This is a genomic window from uncultured Formosa sp., from assembly GCF_947500765.1.
Classification (GTDB): domain Bacteria; phylum Bacteroidota; class Bacteroidia; order Flavobacteriales; family Flavobacteriaceae; genus Formosa.
Genome location: NZ_CANMTH010000006.1, coordinates 205,617 through 230,518, shown reverse-complemented (window position 1 = coordinate 230,518; position 24,902 = coordinate 205,617). Strand labels below are relative to the sequence as shown.

General features: G+C 29.3%; 24 protein-coding genes and 1 other RNA gene. 9 read left to right on the top strand and 16 right to left on the bottom strand.

The window, feature by feature from the left end; genetic code table 11:
* The 3 genes from Q1B05_RS12720 (at nt 1) to Q1B05_RS12710 (ending at nt 1,546) form a co-directional block, all read left to right on the top strand.
* The gene (locus Q1B05_RS12720; protein WP_299781236.1) at nt 1-192 is read left to right on the top strand and encodes a hypothetical protein; all 192 of its coding nucleotides are present in this window, start codon (nt 1-3) and stop codon (nt 190-192) included.
* Between the two features lie 4 nt (nt 193-196).
* The gene (locus Q1B05_RS12715; protein WP_299781234.1) at nt 197-487 is read left to right on the top strand and encodes an antibiotic biosynthesis monooxygenase; all 291 of its coding nucleotides are present in this window, start codon (nt 197-199) and stop codon (nt 485-487) included.
* Nucleotides 488-700: 213 nt separating this feature from the next.
* Nucleotides 701-1,546, top strand: coding sequence for a hypothetical protein (locus Q1B05_RS12710; RefSeq protein WP_299781232.1), 846 nt, complete (start codon nt 701-703; stop codon nt 1,544-1,546).
* A gap of 34 nt (nt 1,547-1,580) precedes the next feature.
* Here Q1B05_RS12710 and Q1B05_RS12705 read toward each other — a convergent pair whose 3' ends face one another.
* The 9 genes from Q1B05_RS12705 to Q1B05_RS12665 form a co-directional block, all read right to left on the bottom strand.
* Complete coding sequence (locus tag Q1B05_RS12705) at nt 1,581-2,348, bottom strand: hypothetical protein (RefSeq protein WP_299781230.1); 768 nt, start codon at nt 2,346-2,348, stop codon at nt 1,581-1,583.
* A gap of 589 nt (nt 2,349-2,937) precedes the next feature.
* Nucleotides 2,938-3,834: a 3-hydroxyacyl-CoA dehydrogenase gene (locus Q1B05_RS12700; RefSeq protein ID WP_299781228.1), complete on the bottom strand. Its 897-nt coding sequence runs from the start codon at nt 3,832-3,834 to the stop codon at nt 2,938-2,940.
* A gap of 96 nt (nt 3,835-3,930) precedes the next feature.
* The gene (locus Q1B05_RS12695; RefSeq protein ID WP_299781227.1) at nt 3,931-4,677 is read right to left on the bottom strand and encodes an AraC family transcriptional regulator; all 747 of its coding nucleotides are present in this window, start codon (nt 4,675-4,677) and stop codon (nt 3,931-3,933) included.
* A gap of 339 nt (nt 4,678-5,016) precedes the next feature.
* Nucleotides 5,017-5,430, bottom strand: a complete 414-nt coding sequence (locus Q1B05_RS12690) for a hypothetical protein (RefSeq protein WP_299781225.1) — start codon at nt 5,428-5,430, stop codon at nt 5,017-5,019.
* Between the two features lie 294 nt (nt 5,431-5,724).
* Entirely contained in the window at nt 5,725-6,462 is a 738-nt protein-coding gene (locus Q1B05_RS12685) for a LytTR family DNA-binding domain-containing protein (RefSeq protein ID WP_299781223.1), read from the bottom strand.
* Nucleotides 6,459-8,144: a histidine kinase gene (locus Q1B05_RS12680; RefSeq protein WP_299781221.1), complete on the bottom strand. Its 1,686-nt coding sequence runs from the start codon at nt 8,142-8,144 to the stop codon at nt 6,459-6,461. The genes Q1B05_RS12685 and Q1B05_RS12680 overlap by 4 nt, the downstream gene beginning before the upstream one ends.
* Nucleotides 8,134-9,462 carry an ankyrin repeat domain-containing protein gene (locus Q1B05_RS12675; protein ID WP_299781219.1) on the bottom strand — a complete coding sequence of 443 codons (1,329 nt, stop codon included), beginning with the start codon at nt 9,460-9,462 and terminating at the stop codon, nt 8,134-8,136. Before Q1B05_RS12675 ends, Q1B05_RS12680 begins: the two co-directional genes overlap by 11 nt.
* Before the next feature lie 588 nt (nt 9,463-10,050).
* A complete protein-coding gene (locus Q1B05_RS12670; RefSeq protein WP_299781217.1) occupies nt 10,051-10,671 on the bottom strand; it encodes a hypothetical protein in 621 nt (206 codons plus the stop codon).
* 1 nt (nt 10,672) lies between these two features.
* Nucleotides 10,673-10,942, bottom strand: coding sequence for a hypothetical protein (locus tag Q1B05_RS12665; RefSeq protein WP_299781215.1), 270 nt, complete (start codon nt 10,940-10,942; stop codon nt 10,673-10,675).
* Between the two features lie 634 nt (nt 10,943-11,576).
* Here Q1B05_RS12665 and Q1B05_RS12660 point away from each other — a divergent pair.
* A complete protein-coding gene (locus Q1B05_RS12660; protein ID WP_299781213.1) occupies nt 11,577-12,167 on the top strand; it encodes a hypothetical protein in 591 nt (196 codons plus the stop codon).
* Nucleotides 12,168-12,211: 44 nt separating this feature from the next.
* Nucleotides 12,212-12,844, top strand: coding sequence for a hypothetical protein (locus Q1B05_RS12655; protein ID WP_299781211.1), 633 nt, complete (start codon nt 12,212-12,214; stop codon nt 12,842-12,844).
* A gap of 1,108 nt (nt 12,845-13,952) precedes the next feature.
* Here Q1B05_RS12655 and Q1B05_RS12650 read toward each other — a convergent pair.
* From Q1B05_RS12650 to Q1B05_RS12620, 7 genes are all read right to left on the bottom strand, one after another.
* On the bottom strand, nt 13,953-14,378 hold the full coding sequence (locus Q1B05_RS12650; RefSeq protein ID WP_299781209.1) for a hypothetical protein: 426 nt from the start codon (nt 14,376-14,378) through the stop codon (nt 13,953-13,955).
* Between the two features lie 3 nt (nt 14,379-14,381).
* On the bottom strand, nt 14,382-14,840 hold the full coding sequence (locus Q1B05_RS12645) for a hypothetical protein (RefSeq protein WP_299781207.1): 459 nt from the start codon (nt 14,838-14,840) through the stop codon (nt 14,382-14,384).
* 179 nt (nt 14,841-15,019) lie between these two features.
* Nucleotides 15,020-15,490 (bottom strand): hypothetical protein, encoded by a 471-nt coding sequence (locus Q1B05_RS12640; protein WP_299781205.1) that lies wholly within the window; start codon nt 15,488-15,490, stop codon nt 15,020-15,022.
* Nucleotides 15,491-15,731: 241 nt separating this feature from the next.
* Nucleotides 15,732-16,313, bottom strand: coding sequence for a hypothetical protein (locus Q1B05_RS12635; RefSeq protein WP_299781203.1), 582 nt, complete (start codon nt 16,311-16,313; stop codon nt 15,732-15,734).
* Between the two features lie 561 nt (nt 16,314-16,874).
* Nucleotides 16,875-17,594 (bottom strand): hypothetical protein, encoded by a 720-nt coding sequence (locus Q1B05_RS12630; RefSeq protein ID WP_299781201.1) that lies wholly within the window; start codon nt 17,592-17,594, stop codon nt 16,875-16,877.
* Nucleotides 17,595-18,068: 474 nt separating this feature from the next.
* Complete coding sequence (locus tag Q1B05_RS12625; RefSeq protein ID WP_299781312.1) at nt 18,069-20,489, bottom strand: carboxypeptidase-like regulatory domain-containing protein; 2,421 nt, start codon at nt 20,487-20,489, stop codon at nt 18,069-18,071.
* Nucleotides 20,490-20,543: 54 nt separating this feature from the next.
* The gene (locus Q1B05_RS12620; RefSeq protein ID WP_299781199.1) at nt 20,544-22,232 is read right to left on the bottom strand and encodes a M23 family metallopeptidase; all 1,689 of its coding nucleotides are present in this window, start codon (nt 22,230-22,232) and stop codon (nt 20,544-20,546) included.
* A gap of 179 nt (nt 22,233-22,411) precedes the next feature.
* On the opposite strand from Q1B05_RS12620, the gene Q1B05_RS12615 reads away from it, so the two are divergent.
* From Q1B05_RS12615 to rny, 4 genes are all read left to right on the top strand, one after another.
* Nucleotides 22,412-22,702 (top strand): hypothetical protein, encoded by a 291-nt coding sequence (locus tag Q1B05_RS12615; RefSeq protein ID WP_299781197.1) that lies wholly within the window; start codon nt 22,412-22,414, stop codon nt 22,700-22,702.
* A gap of 19 nt (nt 22,703-22,721) precedes the next feature.
* Complete coding sequence (locus Q1B05_RS12610) at nt 22,722-23,015, top strand: cell division protein ZapA (protein WP_299781195.1); 294 nt, start codon at nt 22,722-22,724, stop codon at nt 23,013-23,015.
* 53 nt (nt 23,016-23,068) lie between these two features.
* Nucleotides 23,069-23,198: non-coding RNA, 6S RNA (gene ssrS / locus Q1B05_RS12605), on the top strand.
* A gap of 59 nt (nt 23,199-23,257) precedes the next feature.
* On the top strand, nt 23,258-24,832 hold the full coding sequence (gene rny / locus Q1B05_RS12600; RefSeq protein WP_299781193.1) for a ribonuclease Y: 1,575 nt from the start codon (nt 23,258-23,260) through the stop codon (nt 24,830-24,832).
* Nucleotides 24,833-24,902: the final 70 nt, after the last annotated feature.

Here is a 24,902-nt window from a genome sequence, read left to right as displayed (position 1 = left end):
ATGAATAAATTAGTACCAATACTAATCTTAATTTTTGCTGTTTTTAAAATTGCATATAGTTTTTGGAACAACGCCGCGACTGGACGATTTTTAACCATGGACTTGGATATTTGGATTTACAGACTTGTTTGGATGCTTATTATAGCAGGATCTGCGTATGTTTTTTATAAAAGTGAAAAAAATAAAACATAATACGATGATACTTGAAGTAGCCATTTTAAATGTTAGAGTAGGGCAGAGTGAACAATTTGAAGCAGATTTTGCATTAGCAGGACAATATATAAGAGGTATAAAAGGCTATCACAATCATACTTTAAAGAAGTGTATAGAGAATAAAAATAAATACATTTTATTGGTAAATTGGGATACTCTGGACGACCATAATATTGGATTTAGAACCTCTGAAGCGTATTTAAAATGGAAAGCCTTATTACATCATTACTACGATCCGTTTCCAACTGTAGAACATTATGAAACGGTAATTTAAAAACACCTTTAAGTCTCTTATATTATTTTCGTTTTTTAGTAGCTGATACCTGCTTTTCACTCTATCTTTTTTATAAAAAAAATAAAAAAGGATGCCGTTGCAATCAGGGCTAAAACAAACAGATAATCAATTATTTTTTTAATCAGAATTGAACGTTTTTATTTTGGCAAGACTTTTGCAAATAGCCACACATGTTTAATCTAATATATAAATATGATAAATTTAAAAAAACACCTTCAATTGCCTTTAATAATTATTGCAACGCTATTATTTTCTGGATGTAGTTCTGATGATACTAACAATTCCAGCGAAGCAGGTGTTACAGATGAGGAACTAGCAATTACGAGTTTCGATATGTTAACTCAGGACCATACTTTTTCTGTGATAGCAGCAAATATTCAACCTGTAGATTCTTTAGTTATTTGTTTATTTCCATCGGCTGTAGATTTTGCTAATATAACACCAACAATTGCTTTTGAAGGCTCTAGTATTTCATATAGAATTAACGACGAAGAATTTAAAACTTATTCTGCAACTGTAGGAGAAAGCATAAATTTTAGTTACCCAAATACAGTAGATTTTAAAATTACAAACTCCGACAATTCAAATTCTAAAGTGTACAGAATTATTGTAGATACAGAACACCCCATTGTATTTAATAATTCTGAAATTACCATACCAGACACCTCAGTAAATACCAATTATAATGGTATAGAAATAGAGACTTGGACAAATGTTGGAAATTATCCTATTAGACTTACCTTAAGAACTACAGAATATACAAATGTGACTACGCCAGAAACGGGAGGAAACAATATTTTTAGTTCAACGTTAACTAATGATTTAGATATGATAGATCCTAATGAAGAAGGTCAGGTTAACGTGTTTACATCTAACGCTTCTGTAATAGGCGAATACACCGCTACGGCCTTATTTACTCTTAACTTTAACGAAAATCTAGGATATATTGTTTACGACGATGTTTCAACTAGTGAATATGTAAAAGACATTGGTTACAAACAAGCAGAATTACAATTGAAAGGTCGTTTTATAGAATAATATACGTTCAGCATCAAATAATGTATACCAGTAACTATACTATATAGTTGCTGGTTTTTTGTTTGTCATGCAAGCTATATTCTACATAAACCATTATAAGATTAAAACCAATAAAAGGGATGGGCATAAAGTTAAATGTGCGTTCATCTATATCTAAAATAAATAAAGTAATCAGTGTTAAAGGGACAAGAGGGACTAAAATAAATAGAGAAGTTGTGACTATAGAAAACGTTTTTATAACTCTAAAAATATTTTCAAGTAGAAAACTTTTAGCATACGTAATCATTCTATAAGTAACACTTAATACAAAAACAACTAAGGCTATATCTATCCCTTTTAAGACTAAATTATCTTGAAAAAAATTAGAGAACACTAACCAATCTTTATAGATAAAGCATAAAATAACTAAAATACATGCCAATACTCTAGAATAAAACAACTTGGTTTTGTTTAAAAGAAACAGATAAAATTTGTGGTTACTATCTTTAATTTTATCTGTTACACGTTTTGGTAATTCTAAAAACGGATTAAGAACGCCTATAATAGTGAATAAAATTGCGACGTTAAACTGAAAAACTAAATCATCATAAAAGCGATCGTAATACGAGTCGTTAAAGGTTTCTATATTGAATTGAGATAGAATTAAATTTAATAAAATTAAGACGATTAGGAAGATGTGAAAATACATCGGATTCGAATAAAATTGAGGACCTGGAGCCTGTAAGTCTTTTTTATTAGAGTTTAAAATGGTAGTTAATAATCCTTCCGAACTTTTCAGAATTTTTATTCTTGTCTGTAACATCTTTATGCCAAAAGACATGAATACTAGGATAAAAGTAAAGAAAACAATAAATATAATAATCTCTGGTTTTTTTAAAAGAATAGCACTTATAATAGATATACAAATCACACTTAATACAATAAAAAGGAGTATACGCCTTGTCTTTTTGGTTTGTTTTCGATTCTCTTTCTTTTGTTTCATAAGTCTATTCCTAATGTATAGTACAAGGTTTTTTCTGTCTATTTAAAATGAAATTAATAAAACCGTGGTAATAGTAAAGAGTAATATAAGAATTTTGTGATTTAAAATAATAGCGCGTATGATTTGATGAATACACTGTCTTTTATGAAACGAATTTAATTCATACAAAAAGAAAGGGAAAATAATATGTGTTTTAGAAAATGGGAGCGTAATTGTTTAATCTTATAATTTTATTTTCTTCTTTTGGGAACGTTTAGTTTTAAGAAAATAGAGTAGGCATTAAATTAGGTGTTAAAAAAGAAATACAAAGTAATACATGTACATTTTGTTTATACAAAAGCGACTAAAAGCAAAAATTTAATTAAGCATAATAGTCGCTAAAAAAACTAACACTGTAGGAGTGCATTTCTTATTTTAAGAAATCAGGTTCTAAGTATGTCGGGTTTGGATATTTATAAAAACCTTCTCCTGTAGATACGCCAAGTCTATTTTTATCAATAAAATGTTCTTTTAAGTATTCTACAGCTTTAATTGCATTAGGATCTTTAGTTTTTTCTGCAGACATTTTATAAATATTATACGCTGTTGTTATGCCAACCGTATCTAGAATAGCAAAAGGTCCAACTGGAGCTCCAGTGGCTTTCATCCATGTTTTATCAATTATTTCAGGTTCAGCAATTCCTTTTATAAGTAATTCTGACGCTGCTCTTAATAAAGGCACTAATAATGAGTTTAGTATATAGCCATGGTGTTCTTTATGCAATGGTAGAGTTAGCATGCCTATAGCTTTACCAAATGCCACAACATCGTTAAATACTTTAGGATCTGTTTCTGGATGCCCCATAATTTCGGCTGTATTGTATTTCCAAATTTTATTAGCAAAATGCAAGGCTAAAAATTGAGTAGGTCTTCCTGTTGCATGAGCAAATTGACTAGGAATAAGTGTAGAAGAATTGGTTGCAAAAATTGTTTTTTTGGGAGCTACCTGACCTAGTTTTTCATAAAAATCTATTTTAATCTTTGGATTCTCAGGGACAGCTTCAATCATTAAATCGGCATCTTTTACTGCTACTTTTAAATCTGAAGTGTAACTTAAATTTTTATAGGTAGCATCTAATTGTTCTTTTGTAGCATTTAAAGTTGTTTTGTAATTCTCACATAATGTTTTAAATCTAGCTTTTGCTTTATCTAGAACGTCATCATTTATATCATAGACTGTCACATTAAATCCATGAAAAGCAGTTTGGAAAGCAATTTGATATCCTAAAACACCACTTCCAGCCACAGTTACGTATTTGTAGTTCATTGTGTGATTTTTTAATTATTATATATTATAAAGTTACTTCAAACTTGCGCTTAAATACTATCCTGAATTTCTGTTTTAGTGTCCTTAAATGTTTTTTTATGCCTTTAAGTGTTCCTTTTGTCTGTAAGCTGTAGGAGAGTGTGTTGTGTGTTTTTTAAAAAAACGACCAAAAGCAGATACCGAATTAAATTGAAGTTTAAACGAAATTTCTGAAATGGTTAAACTGGTGTTTCCTAATAGAATGTAGGCTTCTTTAAGTAAGATTTCATCTATAATTTCATGTGGTGTTTTTTCGCTAGATTTTTTTACAATTTCTATTAAATATTTATTTGATATGTTTAATTTCTTGCAGTAAAAATTGACAGATTTATGTTCTAAAATATGTTTAGCAACGAGTTCTTTAAATTTTAGGTGTAAATCTGAAGTAGACTTGTTAGCATGGGGGTTTCCTGTATTAAACTGATCTGATAGTTCTGCAATTTCTAAAAGCATATTAAAAATAATGGTTCTAATAATTTCGTCTGTAAATTTCGTTTGCTTTTCAGATTTGGCTTTTAAATAAATAAATAGATTAATCAGGTTTTTTGTAGCGGTAATATCTGTAAAAATCAGAGAATAGTTGTCGTTCTGAAATAATAAAATTTTTTCAACAATAAAGGGGTCACTTACATTTTTAAGCAAGAAATTATTCTCGAATAACAGCATATCTATTTTTAAATTTTCAGATACGTTTTTAATATAAATGGTTGTAGATGGTGCAGAGACAAGTATATTATTTTTACTAATTGTATATTCTTTATTGTCTACTTCAATGATAATATTTCCACGAGTACAAATAAACAACGCGTAAAAATTTATTCTAAATGGTTTTTTTTGAAATTTTAAAAAATCACTACCTGCAGAGATGTAATAAGGTCTATTACATTCAATTTTAAAAAAAGAAAGTGTCTGTTTTAAAGAGGTGTACAAAAGTATTTTGCTACATGATTATGTATGTAATTTAATAAATAAAAGTTGAATAGAACCTCTTTAAGTGCTTTAAGATGAGTTGTTAATTGTATAGGCCTAAAGTTTAAGTTTGAATAAAAAAACTTCTTTCTTGAGATCTTTCTTTTAGAACCTCAAGACACTATTCATAGGCTGCTAATGGCTAATCCTATTTTATATTTCCAGATTTTTTATTTACTTAATAGTAATACCTCGACCACCATATAAATGAATAGCTAAGAAGCTAAATTCCTTACCTAGTTCTTGTTTTTTAAGCTTATATCTTTTACTGTTTTCTATAATTAACTTTTTTATTTGGCTTAATTTAGACATTGCAATACCAGCAATTATAAAAACTGTAAAGACAATAACACCTACTATAGATAACTCCACAGTCATGATAGTATCGTAAGTATCTATGGCATAACTATTACCTGCAATAAATATATTATGAATTAAAACGAGTACAAACAATAGTACAAAACATAATTTTGCATAAGTTTCCATGTTCATAGATGTTCCGTAAAGGGCCATCATTTCTTGAGTTTTCTCCTGTGGTAAAGCCTCTAAAACCTTTAATTCGATTTCTTGTGTGGTGTGGTTTTCCATTATTTAGTTATTATGAGTAACTAAATTAAAATAGATACAATCAATAAAAATGAAGCAATTAATATGTGATTGGGTTGAATTAATATTCGTGAGCTAGATTTGAATGAAACATTTTGAATAGTATCGTTTCTGCTTATACCTTTCTGATTTATAGGTGTCGGGAACAAGAATATCTTTTTATTTTTGAAGTCGGTTTTTTCTAAAAAGGATGAACCTCTATTAGACTAATGTTGATTATTAGAAAGCTTGAAAGAATATTTTTATAAAGACTATAGTTCTAAACTAACAGCTAAACTATCCCTTAATTAACTTAGAGACAAAATTGTCTTTTCTGCGTGAAGCCACTGGTATTTTTTCGCCACTTTTTAAATAGATATAGCCATTCTTATCGTATTTATCTACAAAAGTCATATTAACAATGTAAGATTGGTGTGTGCGGATAAAATTATCTTCGGGTAATTGACTTTCATATTCTTTAATAGGTTTTGAAGCTAAAAAAGATTTCCCGTTAGTTAAGAAAAATGTGGTGTAACCTTTATCAGATTTACAATACAACAACTCTTTAAAATCAATAACCTGATATCCTTCTTGCAAACTCAAAACTAGTTTGTTTTTGTCTTTGTTTATTAACTGATCTTTTACAATTTCAATTTGTTCTTCGCGTACAGATTTGTCTGTACCCAATGCCTTATCTATAGCTAACTCTAGCTCTTCTATATCTACTGGTTTTAAAATATAATCTATAGCTCCATTTTTTATGGCTTGTAACGCATATTGCTCGTATGCGGTTATAAAAATTACCTGAAAATCTAGGTTTTCAACTTGCTCTAAGAAATCGAAAGCATTGCCATCACGTAAATTAATATCTAAGAAAATAAGGTCTGGTTTACAAGCATTGGTTACCGTAGCAGCCTCTTTTACAGATTCGCATTCGCCTAAAATTGTAATGTCTTTATCTAAACTATTTATCATAGCTAGAAGTCCTTTTCTAATGTATAATTCGTCTTCTACTATTAAAGCTTTCATTTTCATGTTTCTTTTTTAAACGGAATCATTAACGTTACCTGAGTTCCCTTTTCGTTATATTTTTCTCTGTCTTCGAGAATAAGATTCGATTCGATCTTAAAATCTTTAGACAATATTTTTAAACGCTCTGAAGTAATCTTTGTGGCAAGCGAGTTTTTATGACTTTTAGTTGTGTTTTTGGTTGCATTAAGACCTATTCCATTATCTTTTATAACACAAATAAGCACATTTTGTTTGGTTGTTAATTCTATTTTAATTTTCGGATTGTCTATTTGATCTTTAAATCCATGTTCTATAGCATTTTCTATAAAAGGTTGAATTAGCATTGGAGGAATAAGGATGTCTTCTTCATTTATAGATTCATCTATATCTACATTATATTCAAACGGTTGCAATCGGCTTAGGTTTTGCAATTCTACATAACTTTGCATAGCTAAAAGTTCTTCTTTAACAGATACTAATTTTTCTCTTGAGCTTTCTAAAATTAGCCTTAATAATTTAGAAAATTTAGACAAATACTTTACTGCTTTTTTATCTTCTTTATTTAATATCATACCCTGAATTACAGACAACGAATTAAAAATAAAATGTGGGGTCATTTGGGAACGTAGAAGCTGTTGCTCTGTCACAGATTTCTCATGAGCAGCTTTTACATTTTTATATTTAAAATAGAAAATAGTACTTATAAAACCTATTAAAGCCAATAATGAGGCAATTGCTCCCCAAAGTTTTTGTTTTTCAGATGATCTAATCTTTCCTTTTAATTGGTCTTCTCTTCTGTTGGAAGTCTCAAGAGCATCGATTTCTTCATTGATTTTTGCTCTGTAAATATTTTCGTTTACTTGTGAAATTAATTCTAGATAACGGGCAGCCTTCTCCTGATTTCCTTGAATTTGATATAATTTAAAATAATTGGTATAAATTCCTTTTTTTGCTCGTAATGGACTGTCACTATTTAAGACACTAGCCGCTGAATCTAAATATACTTTTGATTCTTCCCACTTTCCAAGATGCATATAAACAATTGAAATATTAGAGTAGTTTAAATTTAAGCTTTCTGTGTTATTATTAGACTTGTATTGTTTAATCGATTTTTTAAAATAGTATAAGGCTTCATCCCATTTTTCTAACCCCATAAGAGTTAAAGCGTAATTATTATTAAATAGATTTAGAGTTCTATATTTTGGTAAGGTAATTTTATTATAGGTTTCATAAGCTTTTTGATATTGGTCTGTATGGTAATACATCATACCCCATTTAAAGCATAAGTTTTGAAATACTATGGAGTCTTGTTCTCTAAAAATAGGGCTTACATTTTCACAAAATATAAGACCATCATTATAGCCACCAGAATCTATTAAGTTTTCAGCTTTTAAATTAAAGGCCTTTATCAAATTGGTAGTGTCTTTGTCTTTTAAACTTCTACCAATCATTTGGTTAGAGTAAATTAAACCATTTGCATATTGTTGGGTACGACCATAAGACTTTGTTAGTAAAAAATAATCGCGTAATGTGAGTGGTTCTTTAGCTTCTTTTTCTCTTAAAATCTCTATAACCTTAGTGTATTCTCTATTTGTAAAAAGTTTTTCTACATTATTTTGTCCGCTAAGTGATGTTACAAAAAGTAACATAAAAAAACAGACTATTAAATATTGTAGTTTCACTTTTAAATAGGTTTTAATAGCCATACAGGTTTTTATTATTCTCAACACTTCTATTAATATTATCCATAGTCCGCCTTGTTTTACTAGATTGACTTTCTACAAAGGGTTTTGATTCTTTTGCGCCTTGTTCCTTTAAATAATCTACCACTTTAGGATTAAAAGTAGATTCTGCAATATATAGTGCATTTTCTTTATCTTTATTGGTGTAATTAAGTTTTGCATTATTAGCAATCAATAATTTTACACAAGCCAAACTATTTTCTGCATTTTTATCGGGGCTAGTTTCTAAATTTTTTAAAAATGCTGGATTCATAGATATTTCAAAATCACCAATTTCTTGATTTATGATAAGCGGATCATGTAATTTTGACGCTTGCATTAAAGGGCTTCTTTCTCTATCACTTATTTTATTAATATCAGCTCCATTTTCAATTAAAAAAGCTAACATTTTAATATTTCCACAGATTGCAGCATTATTAATGGCGGCATAACCATATCTATTTGAAACGGTATTAATGTCTATTCCGTTTTTTAATAATAATGCAGTAATAGTAGAATATTTAGCAAATACAAAACCTTCTTTTACCGTCTCTTTTGAAACCCATTTCTGGCCTAACCACTGTTGTAAGTTTGTTGTTATACTATCTTGACTAATGGTATTGTAAAGTAAAACATTTTTTTCTTCATTTGAAAAACTATCAAAATACATATTTACTATTTTAGGATTGATAGATTCTAGTGCGAGCATTTTTACTGTTTTATTATTATAATCTGTAATGGTATCTATGGCATTTTTAGAATTGAAAAAAGCAACAAGATCTGCATTTTCTAATTCAATACTTAAATGTAAAGGTGTATTTTTCATACTAGCTGTTTTAGAATTAATATTAGCACCTTTTGCCACCATTTGCTTTACTAAATCAATATTCTCTTTTAAAATAGCATAATGTAATGGTGTATATCCACTATCGTCCAAAATATTTAAATCACTGCCTTTGTTTACCAATAAGCTTGCCTTTTCATTATGATCTTCTAGAATAGCTATATGCAAAGCTGTGTAGCCATAATTATCTGTAGAGTCTTGTAAATTACTGTTTTCTATTAAATAATTAGACACATTTGTTGCGCCTCTTAAAATGGCTATTTGTAAAATATTTCTTCCATCAAGAAATCTTAATGTATCTATATCTACTTTTTTTAAAAGTTGTTTAACCTTTACAATATCATCTCTCCACAAAGCATCTTCTACAACTTTTTCTGAGTATTGAGTTTCGCATGCTGTAAATACCCCAAATAATAAGGTTAGTATTATAATAAAGTTTGGTGTTTTTAGTGTTTTCATAGATTGAATGTTGATTTATTTAACGATTTAATTCTAATTTGTTCATTCTTAAAGATTCTTGAATTACAATATTTTTAGTAACCTCCTGTACCAAACCCTTATCAATTAATTTAATAGATGCAATAATTATTTTTTAATAAAAAGTATGTGCTTCAGCTCTTTTTATTCTTAAAATATAGAAATTCTCATTCCCATTTTCAATGGTTTGGATCTTTACTATTAAGATATAAGTTGAAAATTTGAAAAATGATTACCATACCCTTTTTTTGAAAACCTTGACTCTTAATTAATTCTTTAACCTGATTTACAATAGAATCTTTAGTGTAAATACGAATTAGCTCATCCTTAAATAAGGTTTGAGAAGATTTACCAACGCTCTCGGTTTGTAGGTCTAAATCAATTTATAAAGAAGATAAACTTAGCATGATCGCTATACTTCGTTAATCTTGAAATAGTAATTCCTTGGCTTCTCCAATAGAAAGACTATCTAATATAGTACATTTTACATGGTATTATTTTGTCCGTTACAAGTAGAAAAGAATACAGTGAAGAGTGCTAAAGCGACTATTTATTTTTTTATAAATTTATTTATTGATATGCCTTTATAGAGACTTGCCCGTTTATATATTTTTTATAAGTCCAAAATGCAAAACCAAGTGTTATTAAAGTCCCAACAATAACGGAATTTAATGTTCCTAATGTTTCTGCTATAGATAGCATAATTCTTTTTAATCCGCGTTTTCCACCTGTTATAGTAACATTCTTACCTGCTTCAATGGCAACAGCGGTAAAGGTAATTGCTAAAGTAAAAATTAAAGACACTAAGGTGTAACCAGCTTGTTTTATCCAACTCGATATAGGCTTATTTTGTATGCTTTGTAGTGATAAATGATTGGTTTTGTGTGTTATGTATTGAAGTACTTCAGTATATTCTTCAATAGAATTTAGTTCTAAATATGTTTTCTCTTTTTTCTTTTTTTCAACAAAGAAAAGTTGAATTCCATTTTCATTTTCAAAAGGAACTATTTTAGTTATTTTAGAATATGCGATTGTATGTTGTGTATCTAAAATTCCTTTCTTTTCGGCATTCATTTTTTCTAAAAACGCATTCTTTGTTTTGTAATCTCCATCTGAAATGTTTAAAACATCGTTCGTGAGTAATATATTTTTAATAAAAGTGGCTTCTGTATTAATAATGAATTTTTCCATTTTAATTAATTTTAATTGGTTCTTGTTGTTTCAATTTTTCTAAAATAATAAAAGCTACTGTCGCTGATATTAATACTGCAGGTATCATAACGACAACAATTCCATCTCTATCAACATTAAAAAATGTAAAAGCAAGTATGAAAATTAATATTTCGATTACAAACCAAGATATAAATGTAGCCGCTATCCATTTTCCTGGTTTAATACCTTTTTCTTCTGCTATTTTTTTTATTTGCTTTGCAAAATAACTGAGTGCTAATATTTCTAACATAATATTTGATTTGTTTATTTAAGGCAATGATACAATATGACTACTGGTATTTAAGGTGCCAACATTTATTTGTAAGGAAAGAGTTAATATTCGATTTTTTTTGTTTTCAATTATAATTACTGTTTTTTAATCGTGCATCTAAAAATTATTAAGCAATGTTGCATTTGTTAAACCTGTTTCTTCTCTTTTTAGTATGATTTGCAATTCGTGTATATTGTTTATCGTATTTGTAAAGAAGGATTTATGTATGGCATAAGTTCCCATTCTTCTAAAAATGGTTTAAGCGTTCTATATGCTATTTATATGTTGTTAGCTAGTTATAATTTAATAGGTGTGAATTTTTATCATGTGCTACTTATCTAATAGTACGACTCACAAATAGATTTCTTCTTCTTTAGTATTTAAAGATCGAACACTTATAATTATCAAATATAGACTCATCGTTAACGAATAAATGTTGGCATCTTAAATAGATTACATAATCCTGTAATCTTGTAGTGAACAAATCAATAATAGTTTTTGTGCCGTCTTTAATTATAAAAATTAATCATAAACAGTTTAGTGTTCAAAAAACATAAATTAAAAATTAATCCATTTACGCGTTAAATATTTTAGCGAAAACAAATCAAACATTATGAAAAACATTTTAAAAACCTTTTTAGCCGTTTTAGTATTAACATTATCATCTTGTGGTGCAGATGCCCTTGTTCCAAAAAACTTAGATAATGCAGATGACATTTCAAAAATAAAAGCGACAGTTGAAGAAAAACTTGGTGCTGACAAGATGGTTAACAAATTAATTCTTAGAGCAGATGATTACCTATCTAGCCAATTTGAAAGAGCTCAAATAACTTATATTAGAGACGGTAAAGAATATTCTCAAGATTATTTTTTAAAGGTAGTTAACGATCCTAAAAAATCAATAATTCAAAGAAATTTACATGATGGTGCTATAAAAATATCTGAATTTAATTTTGAGCAGATTCCTCCAAGTTTTAATAAAGCCGTTGAAATAATAAAATCAGAAACTGATGAATACCATGATTTTGTAATGTACGAATGGGAGTTTGTTGTTGACAAAAACAATAAGGTAACATCAACTTTTACGCTAAATGGTACTAAGAAATCTGAAGGAAGCCATATGGAAGGTAAATCTATAGTAACTAACTATTATGAATTTGAATTTACTTTTGATAAGGATGGTAATTTACAACTTGAAATGTAAGGTGTAAATGCTTTATACTATAAATTAATTAAAATTACAATTATATGAAAACTACAATATTAATCGTTTATACGTTTTTACTTCTTTGTCTTCAATCTTGTGGATCTAGCGGAAGCGACACTTACCATCTTAACAATGCAGAAGAACTTAAGGGGTTAAAAACTAACTTGATAGAGCAATTTGGTGGCGATAGAGCTATACATGGTATGTCTTTGACAACAAAAGACCATTTAACAAGTGAATTTGAAATGGCTACAATAACATTCTTAGAAAATAATAAGGCATATTCTCAATCTTTTATAACGGGTACTTATGGAATGAAAATGGAGCCAACAGCAATTCAAGATGCGTTTCAAAATGAATCATACTTTAAAGACAGACAAGGTAAGGTAATGGTTAAAGACATTGATTTTAATATCATTTTAGAAAACTACAATAAAGCCATTAAAATGATTGAAGGCACAACAGATGAATTCTCTAATTTTCATGTAAAAGACTTTAATATTAATGTTTCTAATGAAAATAAAATAACGGTTAAATTTATTATAGAAGGCGAAAAACCAAATGGTGAAACTACGTATTACGGAGACAGAGTAAGAAACACCAACACGTTTCAATTTGAATTTGAAACGGATAAAGATAACGTTCTAAAATGTACAGAAGGTCTAGAAGGATAAGCTATTAAACGCTAATTCAGACTAAATAAAGGCAGTATTTTTAAACTGCATAAGTTTTAAATCTCAGATTAAATATTAATCTGAGATTTTTTTAGTTATTATTTAATACCTTTTTTAAGCTTCTTGTGTGTTATATTATGTTCTAGAACGATATTTAGGGTATAACTAGTTTGTAACTAAGATTAGCTATTCCTTTATAGGAATGATGTATGAGTTCTCTAATATCTTTAGCTTAATATATAGCATTATTAAGTGCTCTTTTTCTGTTTTTAAGTCCTTAACTAACCTGTTTTCTATAACATATATCTTTTATTATGTTTATAAAATCGATGATTTGAGTTGGTTGTCTTAGTACTGTGTTTTTTTCTTAGAGTAAGCCTGTTTTTAGTTCTTAATATATTGAATAGTTGATATCTACAAACTTTAAGAATTGCTTTTCTAAAATAAAAATTTAATTGTTTTACAGGTTTTTACATACCTTTTCTAGGAAAGAATTCACGTCTATTTCTAACTATATTAATAATCTGTTATTCTATTTTTAAACGTTTATCAGCTCTATTTTTAAATTTATAATAAGTATTACGTTTTTGTATAAAGCAACTGAATATAGTAGGTAAAGAATCAAATTTCTTAGATTTCTCTTGAGTTTTATTAAGGTTTAATATTTAACTTTTTTAGTTTAATAGCAAATTTATAACCAAGATCTTCCAAATCGACTTCTGGATTGCGATTTAATACCATAGTATCTGGCGCCTTTTAAGACGTAGTTAAATAATGTACTAAAATAGGGGAGATGTGTAATTAAAAAGGATATTGTTTAATTGACATAAAAAAAGCCGAATTCAAAATATATTGAATTCGGTTTTGAAAATTTAACAATTAAAAAAATTAACTTTTCACTCTTAAGTTGGGATACAGTACACTTATTTTAGTGTAAAATTGTTCTCCCATAACTCTGTTTTTTGTTAACGTTTTAGAATAGTTACTACCCAACATAGAAGACATATCACTATTAAATTCTAATGCGTTATGAATTTCTATGATGCTTTTTGTTCCATCTATATTAAAGGTAAAAATGTATTTACTAGGAATGATTTCTTTAGATTTACTAGGTGTTAGTGAAACGGTCTGAGTTAAATATTAAATGTTCTTTTAAATCTCCATATACATCTGTACTAAAATAGTGCATTTTACCTTCACTTAATACAACAAAAGCGGGTGTTTCTACAGTGGTGTATTTTACGGTACCTAATGTCATTGCCGACTTTAAGATATCTTTACCCATGTCCTTAGCTTTATCTGCATTTGTATAAGGAATAGAAGCAGATGTAAATGCATCTATTGTAGCGTTTTTCATCCAACCCTTAATGTAAGCGTAATCTTTATCTAAAAAATCTCTCTGGTATTGGTCTGCATTTAATATTTCTTTGTCTAAATCTTCATTGTTTATATGTTTCTTGTTTCTTCTCATCATATAAAACATCAAGAGAAATCCCACAGATAGTATTATTGCTGGTAATAAAAATGTATTCATAATTTATAGTTCTTTAGCTTCTACGTTATTTTCTGATTTACTTAAATTGCTCCAAATAATTAGTATTATAAGTAATAGAAGAATGGCTTTTCCTCCATATTTATTATAAAAAGGAACTTTTAAAACATCTTCTTTAGTAATATTATTATCTTTTAATATCGCTGTCATTTCTTCATTAGAAACGTCATAATATGTCTCTGTTTTTTCATTATATAAAACAAGCCTCGGGTCTTGAGTAATCCATAAAGGTAAAATCCAAGCAACATTAAATTCTTCATGTATAGTAGCTAAATCTAGGTACTCATTACTGTTTTCTGCAGTTTTATACATGTCGTTATCTGGTAATTCAGATACGATAGTAATTACTTCTTTTTTACCAAAAGGAATTTTAACTTTTGCATAAGAACTAGTGATTCCAAAAATTAAGAAACTAAATAGAATAACTTTTTTAATTGTTTTCATGTTGTAATTTTGTTGTTAGTGGTGAATATGTGTTATATAAATTGTGTTGGGTTAATATTTTAAAAAATAAAATAGGAGTGTGTTATTTTTCTGTTTCTGAGGTAGGAGAGTGGGGAATAATGCCTTTTCTGTTTCTTTTACCCTTTATCTAATAATCTGGTTTGTAACTTACATTTTAATTATTTGTCTGTAAGCCCTATTATTTTCACATTGTTTCCGGAAAGTTCTACACTTACGCCTATACTTCTAGAAAACGTTTCATTATCTGAATCTGTTTCTACTAAAGTCACCATAATAATTAAAACATTAATGGGAATACATTTATCTATAATTTCATATCTTGAACTATAAACTTCTGAAGAAATTTTAGATGCTGTGATTTCGCTTTTGCCATTAATTATTTTTTTGTATAATGTTTTTAATTCTGATTCAGAATTCAGAATTTGTTCATTAGAGACGGCAAAAGGAATTTTAGAGATATTAAGTAACGCATCTGTGTTGTCTACTTCGTAAAATAGCTTAATCCATTCCATAGCTATATTTTTAGCTGCTTTTTGTTGTGCTATAGTTTGGGGAATGGAATTATTCTGGGCACTTAAATTAAAAGTCGAAGCAATTAAAAAAGTAAAAATTAAAAATGGTTTCTTCATGGTTTTTTTTCTAGTTTCAATTAAGGTTGGTTAGTTAAATGTAAACAATAGAGTGTACTGATAATGTGTTGATAAACAGTTGGTAGTTATTAGTGTGTTATGTGTTTGTAATTGTTTTTTATGCTGGTTACAATGTGCTTTATATAATTAGTGGTTACTCCTGAAAAAATATTTGAAATGGCTAATACATCTTAATTATTAAATAATGTATTATTATGTTAAGGTTTTGGCGTGTGGCTATTTAAAAGTCATTATAGTAATCTTCAATGTCGCTAAAAGGTTCATGCCAAGCCATAAACTTAGCTTTATATAACATTTCAGCTTCATCTATAATATTAATAATATCTTTACTGTAACCGTATCTTTCATCTGTTTTAATATCACAAACCGGATCTAAATCAAATTCTTTTTTTATCCACTTAATGTATGTTTGCTTGTATTCGCTCTCTTTATAATCTGCTTTAATTTTAAACATGTCGCTACAAATTTCTACATCAAGAGTTAGTATTTGCATAAACGTTTTAAAATTTTTAGCTATAATTCGCATTGATCCTCCTGAATTAAAATAGACAATTGGAGCATTTTCTACATCTTTATTTTCTTGTACCCAAAACGCAGTTAAACCATCTCCCGTGTATCCAAAAGGCTTGATGTATTGATTGTATGTAAATACATCGTCTATTGGTAAACTTATTTCTTCAACTGAAATTTGGAAATCTTTGCAAAAAAAATGATGTTTAGCCTCAAATTGATAAATTTTTGCTAAAATTTCAGGCATTTCTAGGCTTCCAAGGCATTGATTTTTAAATCTTTCTAATGTCATTTTATTTGTTTAAAATTTTTATTTTCAGATATTAATTAATTATTCGTCTTATTATTACTTAACGTGTTTTATAACTTGTACCTAGCTTTATTGTTCCTAATTATTTACTGTAATATTAAAGTTTTTTGTGATAGAAAACAGTATCTGATTTATAAGCGCTGGGAACCAGTAAATATTTGTTTTTAATAATTTTCCTGATTTTAAGTTATTAAGCTGTACTTGTTTTTTAGATTTTACTATTATGTGTTACTGCTTCAGTAAATTTTACTTTTATAATATTATGGGGTATAAATGCAGTAGCTGAATGTGGAGATGATGAGTCAATAAAAGCCTTTTATAAAAGTTTCATTTTATAAAACAGATTAGAAGTTGGTTGTTTTGGTTGTTTCTCATTTTATAAAACGCTTCATTTTCATTCCAATTTTTTTGGAAGTAGATTCAGGTTTTGAGTAGAAGGTATGCAGTAACTAATCTTTGTTTTGATCTTTAAAAGAATATTCCAGACCGTAATAAGTATTAATGTATTATGATCTGGAATATTATATAGTGTTACTATTAGTTTTATTTGAAATTTTTTATTTTATCAAAGAATAATTTTCCTAGCTTGATAGGTAAAAGTGTTCCTTTTAAAACATCGTCTTTAGTTTGATTCATAGCCATATTTCCAATTTTATTTTCTACTTCAAAACCAGCTCCAAAACCTACTGCGTCGTAAACAAAAAACGCATACGTTTTATCTTTACTTTCAAATGATAATTTATGTAAGTCACTGTTTTTTTGAGTATCTCCACTCTCACCTCCGCTTTTTAATTTAAAAGACATGGATTGGTTTAAATTATCTGTTAACTGTCCTTTTTTAAACTCAAAATTATTAATGTTTTGTTTTCTAAACTCCCAGTGTTTTGCAGAAGTTTTACTCCCTGTATTGTATTCTATATAATGAATTTTATCATTTTGAAGAACTAATAAATGCTCATTTGTGTTTTCAATAACAACGCCTGTAAGCATTGTTTTGGCCGTGTCTGCAACGGCACCTACAATACTTTTAGGTTTTTTACATGAGGCTATTGCCTCAAAATCTCCTCCAACAATATCTACAATTGGCTTAAAGGTATTCGGGTCATTTTTGAAGTCTTTAAAATAGTCGTCAAATTTTTCTGTAGCTTCTTTTTCTGCTTCTACATAATTATTTCCTAAGGCATCAAATTTTCCTGATTTTTTCATGTAAAGAAAATATCCGCCAATTGCTAGAATAATAATTAATGGAATAATATAAGTCATGATTTTTATGGTTATTTAGTTAAATGTTTATTGAATGCTCTTGACTAGCTCTTTTTTTTGTAATAAATAATATTTAGATATAAACAAATGAAAATTATAAGGTGTTTTAAAATTATAGATCTATGAGATGTACCAATCTGCTTTTTCTATAAAGTAGCTAAGAATATTTATAAGTTCTCTTTTTTTGTTTAAACACTAAATTTAGTAAAGAAAAGCGAATATAAAATCTGAGATTATTTTTATGAGTAGGCTAGAAGTCTCTATTAATTATAGATTGCTTAAGTTAGCATTTTAATAAAAAGCACTAAATTAAAATCTATAAAAAAGAAAGCAAAAAGAGGATGAGTCTGTTTTTATGTTATTCTCTTATAACGTTTAAAGCTCCTGAAATTATAAAAATAGATAATTTGATTTTTATATATGGTTAAATTATATGCAAACTATTGTTTTACAAGTATTTATGTTTTTTGTAAATTAAAATTTCATAGTCGTTCTAATGTTAAAAACTCTAGGTGTTAAATAATTCGGGATTGCATATTGTTTTTTACTATATACATCGCGTACCCACGTATTTGTGATTGAATTTTGTACATCGAATACATTAAAAATCTCGAATCCTACAGATAAATATTTAAAAGGTTTTTTCCAACCATTTTGGAATTCTTTATTCTCTTCTACAATAACATATTGCAATCCTAAATCTGCACGTTTATAATCGGGAAGTCTGGTTTGGTAGTTGTAAGGATCTGCATAACTTGGTGAGCCTCCCGGTAATCCTGTGTTATATACCAGATTTAAATACATTTTCATAGCAGGTATGTTTGGTACATAATCTTGAAATAAGGCACCAAATTTTAAACGCTGATCTGTTGGTCTTGCAATATACCCACGGTTATCGATATTTTCTTCCGTTTTTAAATATCCGAAACTAAACCAAGATTCTGTTCCAGGAACAAACTCGCCGTTTAAACGCAAATCTAATCCGTAAGCATATGCTACGGCATTATTGCTTGCACTATATCTAATCCGTACATTTTCTACGGTATATGGGTTTACATTGGTTATGTCTTTATAGTAAGCTTCGGTAGTTAATTTAAAAGGACGTTCCCACATTTGGAAACTATAATCGTTACCCACTACAAAATGAATTGATTTTTGAGCTTTTACTTCTGGAATTACTGTTCCTGTTGCATCTCTTAATTCTCTGTAAAATGGCGGCTGATAATATAATCCTCCAGAGACTCTAAATAACATATCGGTTTTCCAATTTGGTTTTATAGCAAATTGAGCTCTAGGACTAAATACTGTTTGCGATGTTTTATCAATATTGTCGCCACTTACGGTCCAAGAATGAGAACGAATACCTGCGTTTACCCAAACTTCATGTTCGCCCATTTCAAAACGACGACTCCATTGTGCATATGCTTGTAAGCGATTTATTTTGGTACTATTAGTAGCTCTTACATTCTGATAGGCAACTAACGGGCCTTCGTAAGCATTGTATGGTTGGTCGTTAGGTACATAATAATCAGGTGCATTAATAGAGAATCCTGCAGAATCGATAACTTCCCATTCTACCAATCTATCACGAATATCTTCATTGGTATATTTAATAGACCAATTAAAATCGTTACCATTTTTAGTATATGTTCCTTTGTGTTCTATGTTTGTAATTAAAGCATCTAAATCGTTTCTTCCATGGTTAAGTTGTCCGCCAATACCTTCGCTATATTCAACTTCACCTAAATCTTCATCACCTATATTACTATTTACCTCACCTAATCTGTATTCGGCTAAAATATCGAAGTGTTCTTCTTCTGTGGTATGATAAGTAGATCCAACAACATGCAGGCTTAAGTCGTCGTTAACGTTGTAAGTCGCTTCTAAAGCACCAAAAAGTGTTTGGTATGCATCCTTTTCTTCGCCCTCGTAATATACCAACAAGGCTTGTGCATCATCTAAAGTTCCGAAGTTAGTCTGACGTGTTTCTGGTTCGTAATTGTATTTATTTATAGATGCATTTCCTAAGAAATTTAAACTGAATTTATCTGTAAATTGATACGTAAAATACGTCTGTATATCTGCAAATTTAGGATCGTAATTAGTTTCGGTTTCTTTAGCATTTACCAATAAACTGTTGTCGCGGTAACGTAAACCAACAAGACCAGTGAATTTAGAATCTTTACTAATACCTTCTACAGATACGCTTCCGCCAAGTAAACTTAAATCGGCATTCACACCAAAATTGACTGGTTTTCTATATGTAATATCTAATACCGAAGATAATTTATCGCCATATTTGGCTTGAAACCCACCAGCAGAAAAGTCTACATTTTGTACCATATCGGTATTTACAAAACTTAACCCTTCTTGTTGACCAGAACGGACTAAAAACGGTCGGTACACTTCTATACCATTTACATAAACAAGGTTTTCGTCGTAATTTCCTCCACGCACAGAGTATTGTGTACTTAACTCGTTATTACTGCTTACTCCAGGAAGCGTTTTTAAAAGATTTTCTATACCTGGATTTGCTCCTGGTATTTTACGAATTACTGTAGGGTTTAAAGTGACTATGCCTTGTACATCTTTACGTTTTGTTCCAGATAACACTACGGTAGCAATTTGTTCTACTTTGGTATTCATTACAGGATTGAATTCAAAAATCTCGCCATCTTTTAAATTAAAACTAGCAGTAATAGATTTAAAAGACAAGTGGGTAAAAACTAATTTTACGTTTTCGTTATGTGGTATTTTTATAAAATAAAACCCGTTTTCGTTTGATTGTGTACCCTGTGTTCCTGCTTTTATATTTACGTTGGAAATGGGATGATTTTGTTCGTCTAAAATAACACCTTGTAAAGTACCGCTTTGTGCTACGGCCATAATAGGCATTAAAAAGTAGAGTACGTTTAATATGAAACGTTTGTGGTTTAAAAATATATTCATTTATTTTCTATGAAAACTAGCCTCAAAAGTAGAACTATTTCCTACATTATCAGTTACAATTAATTTAAAATCGTTTTGTCCTTCAATACTTTTCTGGTCGCTAAAATTGTAAGTTAATACATTGGTTTTATATTCGTATTCCATTAAAATCCATTCTCCATTTATGGTTGCTCTATAATCTGATATACCAGACATATCGTCTTCAATTTTAACCTGAAGTGTTTTTGAACTACTTAGCCATTGATTGTTTTTAAAGTTAAGAGGATTAATAGTAGGAGCCACTGTATCTGAAACTAAAGTGTAATAGCCTAAGTCTTTTGTGTAAGTAAACAGTGTGTTATCTTTTCTAAGGGTATTGTTATAACTTGGCCATTTTTTATAGCCGACTAATTCTGCAATAAAAAGTTTATTTTTATCTGCTTCGTTGTATTTAGAAATATCGAAAGCAACTCTAAAGTTTCTTCTAGCAGCATGTCCAATAGGTAGTAATTGTAAGGTGTCGTTAGATACTTTAAAGTCTACAAAGAAATCGTCGTAAAAGGTGTTTTTATAAATATTTACCGTTACATTTTCTTCAGCCAATGTTGTCGCTTTATTTTCGTATATATAATAAGGAGTAACGGCTGGCGATTTTGTTAAAACATCAGAAGTTTTTTTTCCGTCTATTGCTACTGTAACCAAACTTTCATTTCCTTTAAAATCACTTACCTTAATTTTATATACACCCGAAGTACTGTCTACAATGGTTAAATACCCATGATCTATGGTGTTTTTATATAAGCTTAATTCGTTATTTGTATCTATAAATAATTTCTGAATGTGATCTTTTTCATTTTTATAAATATCGTAATCAATTAAACGGTTAATATCATTGGTTTCTAAAAATGAGAAGGATGTAAAATCTATTTCAAAATTAGGGTTTCCATTAAACGAGGTTTGTATGTTATACACACCATTTTTATTATATGCTAAATCTTGCTGATCTACAGTTTCAATTCCAAATCCAATTTTTCCAACCGCTTGAATAGGTTCAGCAATAAAATTACCATTGGCTTGTTTTCTAAGTCTAATTTTTTGTTTGCTATTCGATTTATTAATCTGAGCATCTTTACTAATAGGATAAGCATATAAACTATTAATTAAAGGTGGCTTTGTATCTTTTGTGTTTATACCAAATAACATTGGGTTTAACGGGTGCTCGTTTTTATCTCGAATTTCAAAATGTAAATGTGGTCCACCCGAACTACCTGTATTTCCGCTATAGGCAACAACGTCTCCTTGTTTTACTAATAGTGCCTTAATGGGAGGAAACAATTCTATAGCATAAGATTGCTTCTCGTATTGCTGTTCTTTTAAATAGGCTTCAATTTTGGGTGCTAATTTAGATAAATGTGCATACACGGTTGTATATCCGTTAGGGTGAGTTATGTATAGCGCTTTACCGTAACCAAAAGGTGAGATTTTAATACGACTTACAAAACCATCTGCAGCAGCCAATACATTTAATCCTTGGCGTTGTTGTGTTTTTATATCCATTCCTGAATGAAAATGATTAGATCTTAATTCGGCAAAAGTTCCAGCTAAAACAATAGGAATTTCCAACGGATTATTAAAATAATCCTGAGGATAAGGGTTTTGTGAAAACAAGACAAAAGGCATTAAGAAGAATAAAAGGAAGGGAATTCTCATATATTAAAATTGAGCCACTAATGTAATTATTTGAAGTCAATATGCAAAGTATAATATTACATTAGACTCTCATCATATTGAAAATGAGAGACAAGAAACTATTTTAAATTTTATATCCAAAACAATTGTTATTTTTAACTAGGTATGTTAACTTTGTGAGATAAGTATGGTAATTGTAAATGAGTAATATTGAAGAAATTGTAGATGCTCTAGAAGATAAAATTAGCAAGATGCTGCGCAAAGTTGATGCGTTACAGCAAGCAAATGCTAAATTAAAAGAGGATTTAGAACAATCTCAGCACAACCTTCAAAATAATCAACAAGAAATTGAAGCTTGGGTAGAAAAATATGAAGCACTCAAAATTGCAAAAAGTATGCTTGGCAGTGACGATAACAAAAAGGAAACAAAGCTTAAAATAAATTCATTAGTTAGAGAGATAGATTATTGTATTTCACAACTTTCAGAATAATGTAATCATAAAATGATTTATGTCAGAGATGCAGAAAATTAAACTTTCTATCGCCAATAGAGTATATCCTTTAACAATTGCTCCAGAGCAAGAAGAGGGGTTACGTAAGGCAGCGAAAGAAATTGAAGCTATGATAACACAATTTGAGCAAAGTTATTCTGTTAGAGATAAACAAGATGTTTTAGCCATGTGTGCTTTACAGTTTGCGTCTCAAGTAGAACAAAAACAAATAGATACAGAATCAATTAGTGAACATGTAGAGGAGAAGTTAAACGCTTTAAACCGCCTATTAGAAGACCAATTGAATTCTTAACGATCTTTAAAATAAACAAAGTTACTGCCTGTATTGGTTATTTTTTTTGATAAACTCAACGTTAATTCTTTAAAGAGGGTGAGTTTAAGTTGTAAAAGCATGCTGCTAATACTGAATTTATTTTCGGTGTTTGGGCAGATCCTTGATCAGCTTGTTAGCCCTAAACTTTTTTTTAAGGAGTTTATACAAAACTATAAAACCAGTACAGGCTTTTTTTTATATTAATAATTACTAACTGAACCATGGAGAACTCAATTATATTAATTGCAGGAGGAGCGCTACTAGGCGTAATAATAGGCTTTGTAATAGCCAGAATTTTAGAAAAGAATAATGCATCAAAAATCGTTTCTGATGCAAAAGCAGAAGCTGTAAAACTCATAAAAGATGCTAACGTAGATGGTGAAGCCATTAAAAAAGATAAAATATTACAAGCAAAAGAAAAGTTTATTGAACTAAAATCTGAACACGAAAAAGTAATTTTAAGCCGTGATAAGAAGATTGCAGATGCCGAAAAACGTACACGAGATAAAGAGTCTCAAGTGTCTAACGAACTTTCTAAAAACAAAAAATTAAACGCAGAGTTTGATGCGAAATTAAAAGATTACAATTATAGATTAGATTTCTTAGATAAGAAACAAGAAGAGATTGAGCGCCTTCATAAAAGTCAAATCGATCAATTAGAAGTTATTTCAAGTTTATCTGCAGAAGAAGCAAAATCACAATTAGTAGAGTCTTTAAAAGGTGAAGCAAAGAATGATGCTTTAGCATATATTCAAACAACTTTAGAAGAAGCTAAACTTACAGCACAGCAAGAAGCAAGAAAAATTATTATAAATACCATTCAGCGTATTGGTACAGAAGAAGCGGTAGATAATTGTGTTTCTGTATTTAATATTGAAAGTGATGATGTTAAAGGACGTATTATTGGTCGTGAAGGTCGAAATATTCGTGCTATTGAAGCTGCAACCGGTGTAGAAATTATTGTAGATGATACGCCAGAAGCAATTATCTTATCTTGTTTTGATTCAGTGAGACGTGAAGTAGCACGTTTATCGTTACACAAATTAGTCACCGATGGCCGTATTCACCCAGCACGTATTGAGGAAATTGTTAAGAAAACACGAAAACAAATTGAACAAGAAATTATCGAAGTTGGAAAACGTACGGTAATCGATCTTGGAATTCATAATTTACATCCAGAACTTATTAAAATGGTAGGACGTATGAAATACCGTTCGTCTTACGGCCAAAACTTACTACAACACTCGCGTGAAGTTGCTAAGCTTTGTGGAATTATGGCAGCAGAATTAGGATTGAATCCAAAATTAGCTAAACGTGCTGGTTTATTACATGATATAGGTAAAGTGCCAGATGCAGAAGCAGACATGGAAACACCTCACGCTATTTTAGGTATGCAATGGGCTGAGAAATACGGAGAGAAAGACGATGTAATCAATGCCATTGGAGCTCACCACGACGAAATAGAAATGAAATCGTTATTAGCACCAATTATTCAGGTGTGTGATGCTATTTCAGGAGCAAGACCAGGAGCAAGACGTCAAGTTTTAGATAGTTATATTCAACGTTTAAAAGATCTTGAAGATATAGCTTTCGGTTTCACAGGTGTTAAAAAAGCATATGCTATTCAAGCCGGTAGAGAATTACGTGTAATTGTTGAAAGTGAAAAAGTAACAGATCAAAATGCATCTGACTTATCATTCAATATTTCACAAAAAATCCAAACAGATATGACATATCCAGGTCAAGTAAAAGTGACTGTAATTAGAGAAACAAGAGCCGTAAATATTGCGAAGTAATATTTATATCTTATAAATATAAAAAATCCAGCTATTTAGCTGGATTTTTTTGTTTAAAAGACTTCTTTAA

Excerpts from the sequence above, each read along its gene's own strand:
- Q1B05_RS12670 (WP_299781217.1), bottom strand. The coding sequence starts at position 10,671 with ATGGAAAAATTCATTATTAATACAGAAGCCACTTTTATTAAAAATATA.
- Q1B05_RS12625 (WP_299781312.1), bottom strand. The coding sequence starts at position 20,489 with ATGCCTATTATGGCCGTAGCACAAAGCGGTACTTTACAAGGTGTTATT.
- Q1B05_RS12690 (WP_299781225.1), bottom strand. The coding sequence starts at position 5,430 with ATGGAAAACCACACCACACAAGAAATCGAATTAAAGGTTTTAGAGGCT.
- Q1B05_RS12700 (WP_299781228.1), bottom strand. The coding sequence starts at position 3,834 with ATGAACTACAAATACGTAACTGTGGCTGGAAGTGGTGTTTTAGGATAT.
- rny (WP_299781193.1), top strand. The coding sequence starts at position 23,258 with ATGGAGAACTCAATTATATTAATTGCAGGAGGAGCGCTACTAGGCGTA.
- Q1B05_RS12665 (WP_299781215.1), bottom strand. The coding sequence starts at position 10,942 with ATGTTAGAAATATTAGCACTCAGTTATTTTGCAAAGCAAATAAAAAAA.
- Q1B05_RS12655 (WP_299781211.1), top strand. The coding sequence starts at position 12,212 with ATGAAAACTACAATATTAATCGTTTATACGTTTTTACTTCTTTGTCTT.
- Q1B05_RS12720 (WP_299781236.1), top strand. The coding sequence starts at position 1 with ATGAATAAATTAGTACCAATACTAATCTTAATTTTTGCTGTTTTTAAA.
- Q1B05_RS12615 (WP_299781197.1), top strand. The coding sequence starts at position 22,412 with ATGAGTAATATTGAAGAAATTGTAGATGCTCTAGAAGATAAAATTAGC.
- Q1B05_RS12640 (WP_299781205.1), bottom strand. The coding sequence starts at position 15,490 with ATGAAGAAACCATTTTTAATTTTTACTTTTTTAATTGCTTCGACTTTT.
- Q1B05_RS12680 (WP_299781221.1), bottom strand. The coding sequence starts at position 8,144 with ATGGCTATTAAAACCTATTTAAAAGTGAAACTACAATATTTAATAGTC.
- Q1B05_RS12660 (WP_299781213.1), top strand. The coding sequence starts at position 11,577 with ATGAAAAACATTTTAAAAACCTTTTTAGCCGTTTTAGTATTAACATTA.
- Q1B05_RS12675 (WP_299781219.1), bottom strand. The coding sequence starts at position 9,462 with ATGAAAACACTAAAAACACCAAACTTTATTATAATACTAACCTTATTA.
- Q1B05_RS12705 (WP_299781230.1), bottom strand. The coding sequence starts at position 2,348 with ATGTTACAGACAAGAATAAAAATTCTGAAAAGTTCGGAAGGATTATTA.
- Q1B05_RS12620 (WP_299781199.1), bottom strand. The coding sequence starts at position 22,232 with ATGAGAATTCCCTTCCTTTTATTCTTCTTAATGCCTTTTGTCTTGTTT.
- Q1B05_RS12610 (WP_299781195.1), top strand. The coding sequence starts at position 22,722 with ATGTCAGAGATGCAGAAAATTAAACTTTCTATCGCCAATAGAGTATAT.
- Q1B05_RS12685 (WP_299781223.1), bottom strand. The coding sequence starts at position 6,462 with ATGAAAATGAAAGCTTTAATAGTAGAAGACGAATTATACATTAGAAAA.
- Q1B05_RS12645 (WP_299781207.1), bottom strand. The coding sequence starts at position 14,840 with ATGAAAACAATTAAAAAAGTTATTCTATTTAGTTTCTTAATTTTTGGA.
- Q1B05_RS12715 (WP_299781234.1), top strand. The coding sequence starts at position 197 with ATGATACTTGAAGTAGCCATTTTAAATGTTAGAGTAGGGCAGAGTGAA.
- Q1B05_RS12630 (WP_299781201.1), bottom strand. The coding sequence starts at position 17,594 with ATGACTTATATTATTCCATTAATTATTATTCTAGCAATTGGCGGATAT.
- Q1B05_RS12650 (WP_299781209.1), bottom strand. The coding sequence starts at position 14,378 with ATGAATACATTTTTATTACCAGCAATAATACTATCTGTGGGATTTCTC.
- Q1B05_RS12635 (WP_299781203.1), bottom strand. The coding sequence starts at position 16,313 with ATGACATTAGAAAGATTTAAAAATCAATGCCTTGGAAGCCTAGAAATG.
- Q1B05_RS12710 (WP_299781232.1), top strand. The coding sequence starts at position 701 with ATGATAAATTTAAAAAAACACCTTCAATTGCCTTTAATAATTATTGCA.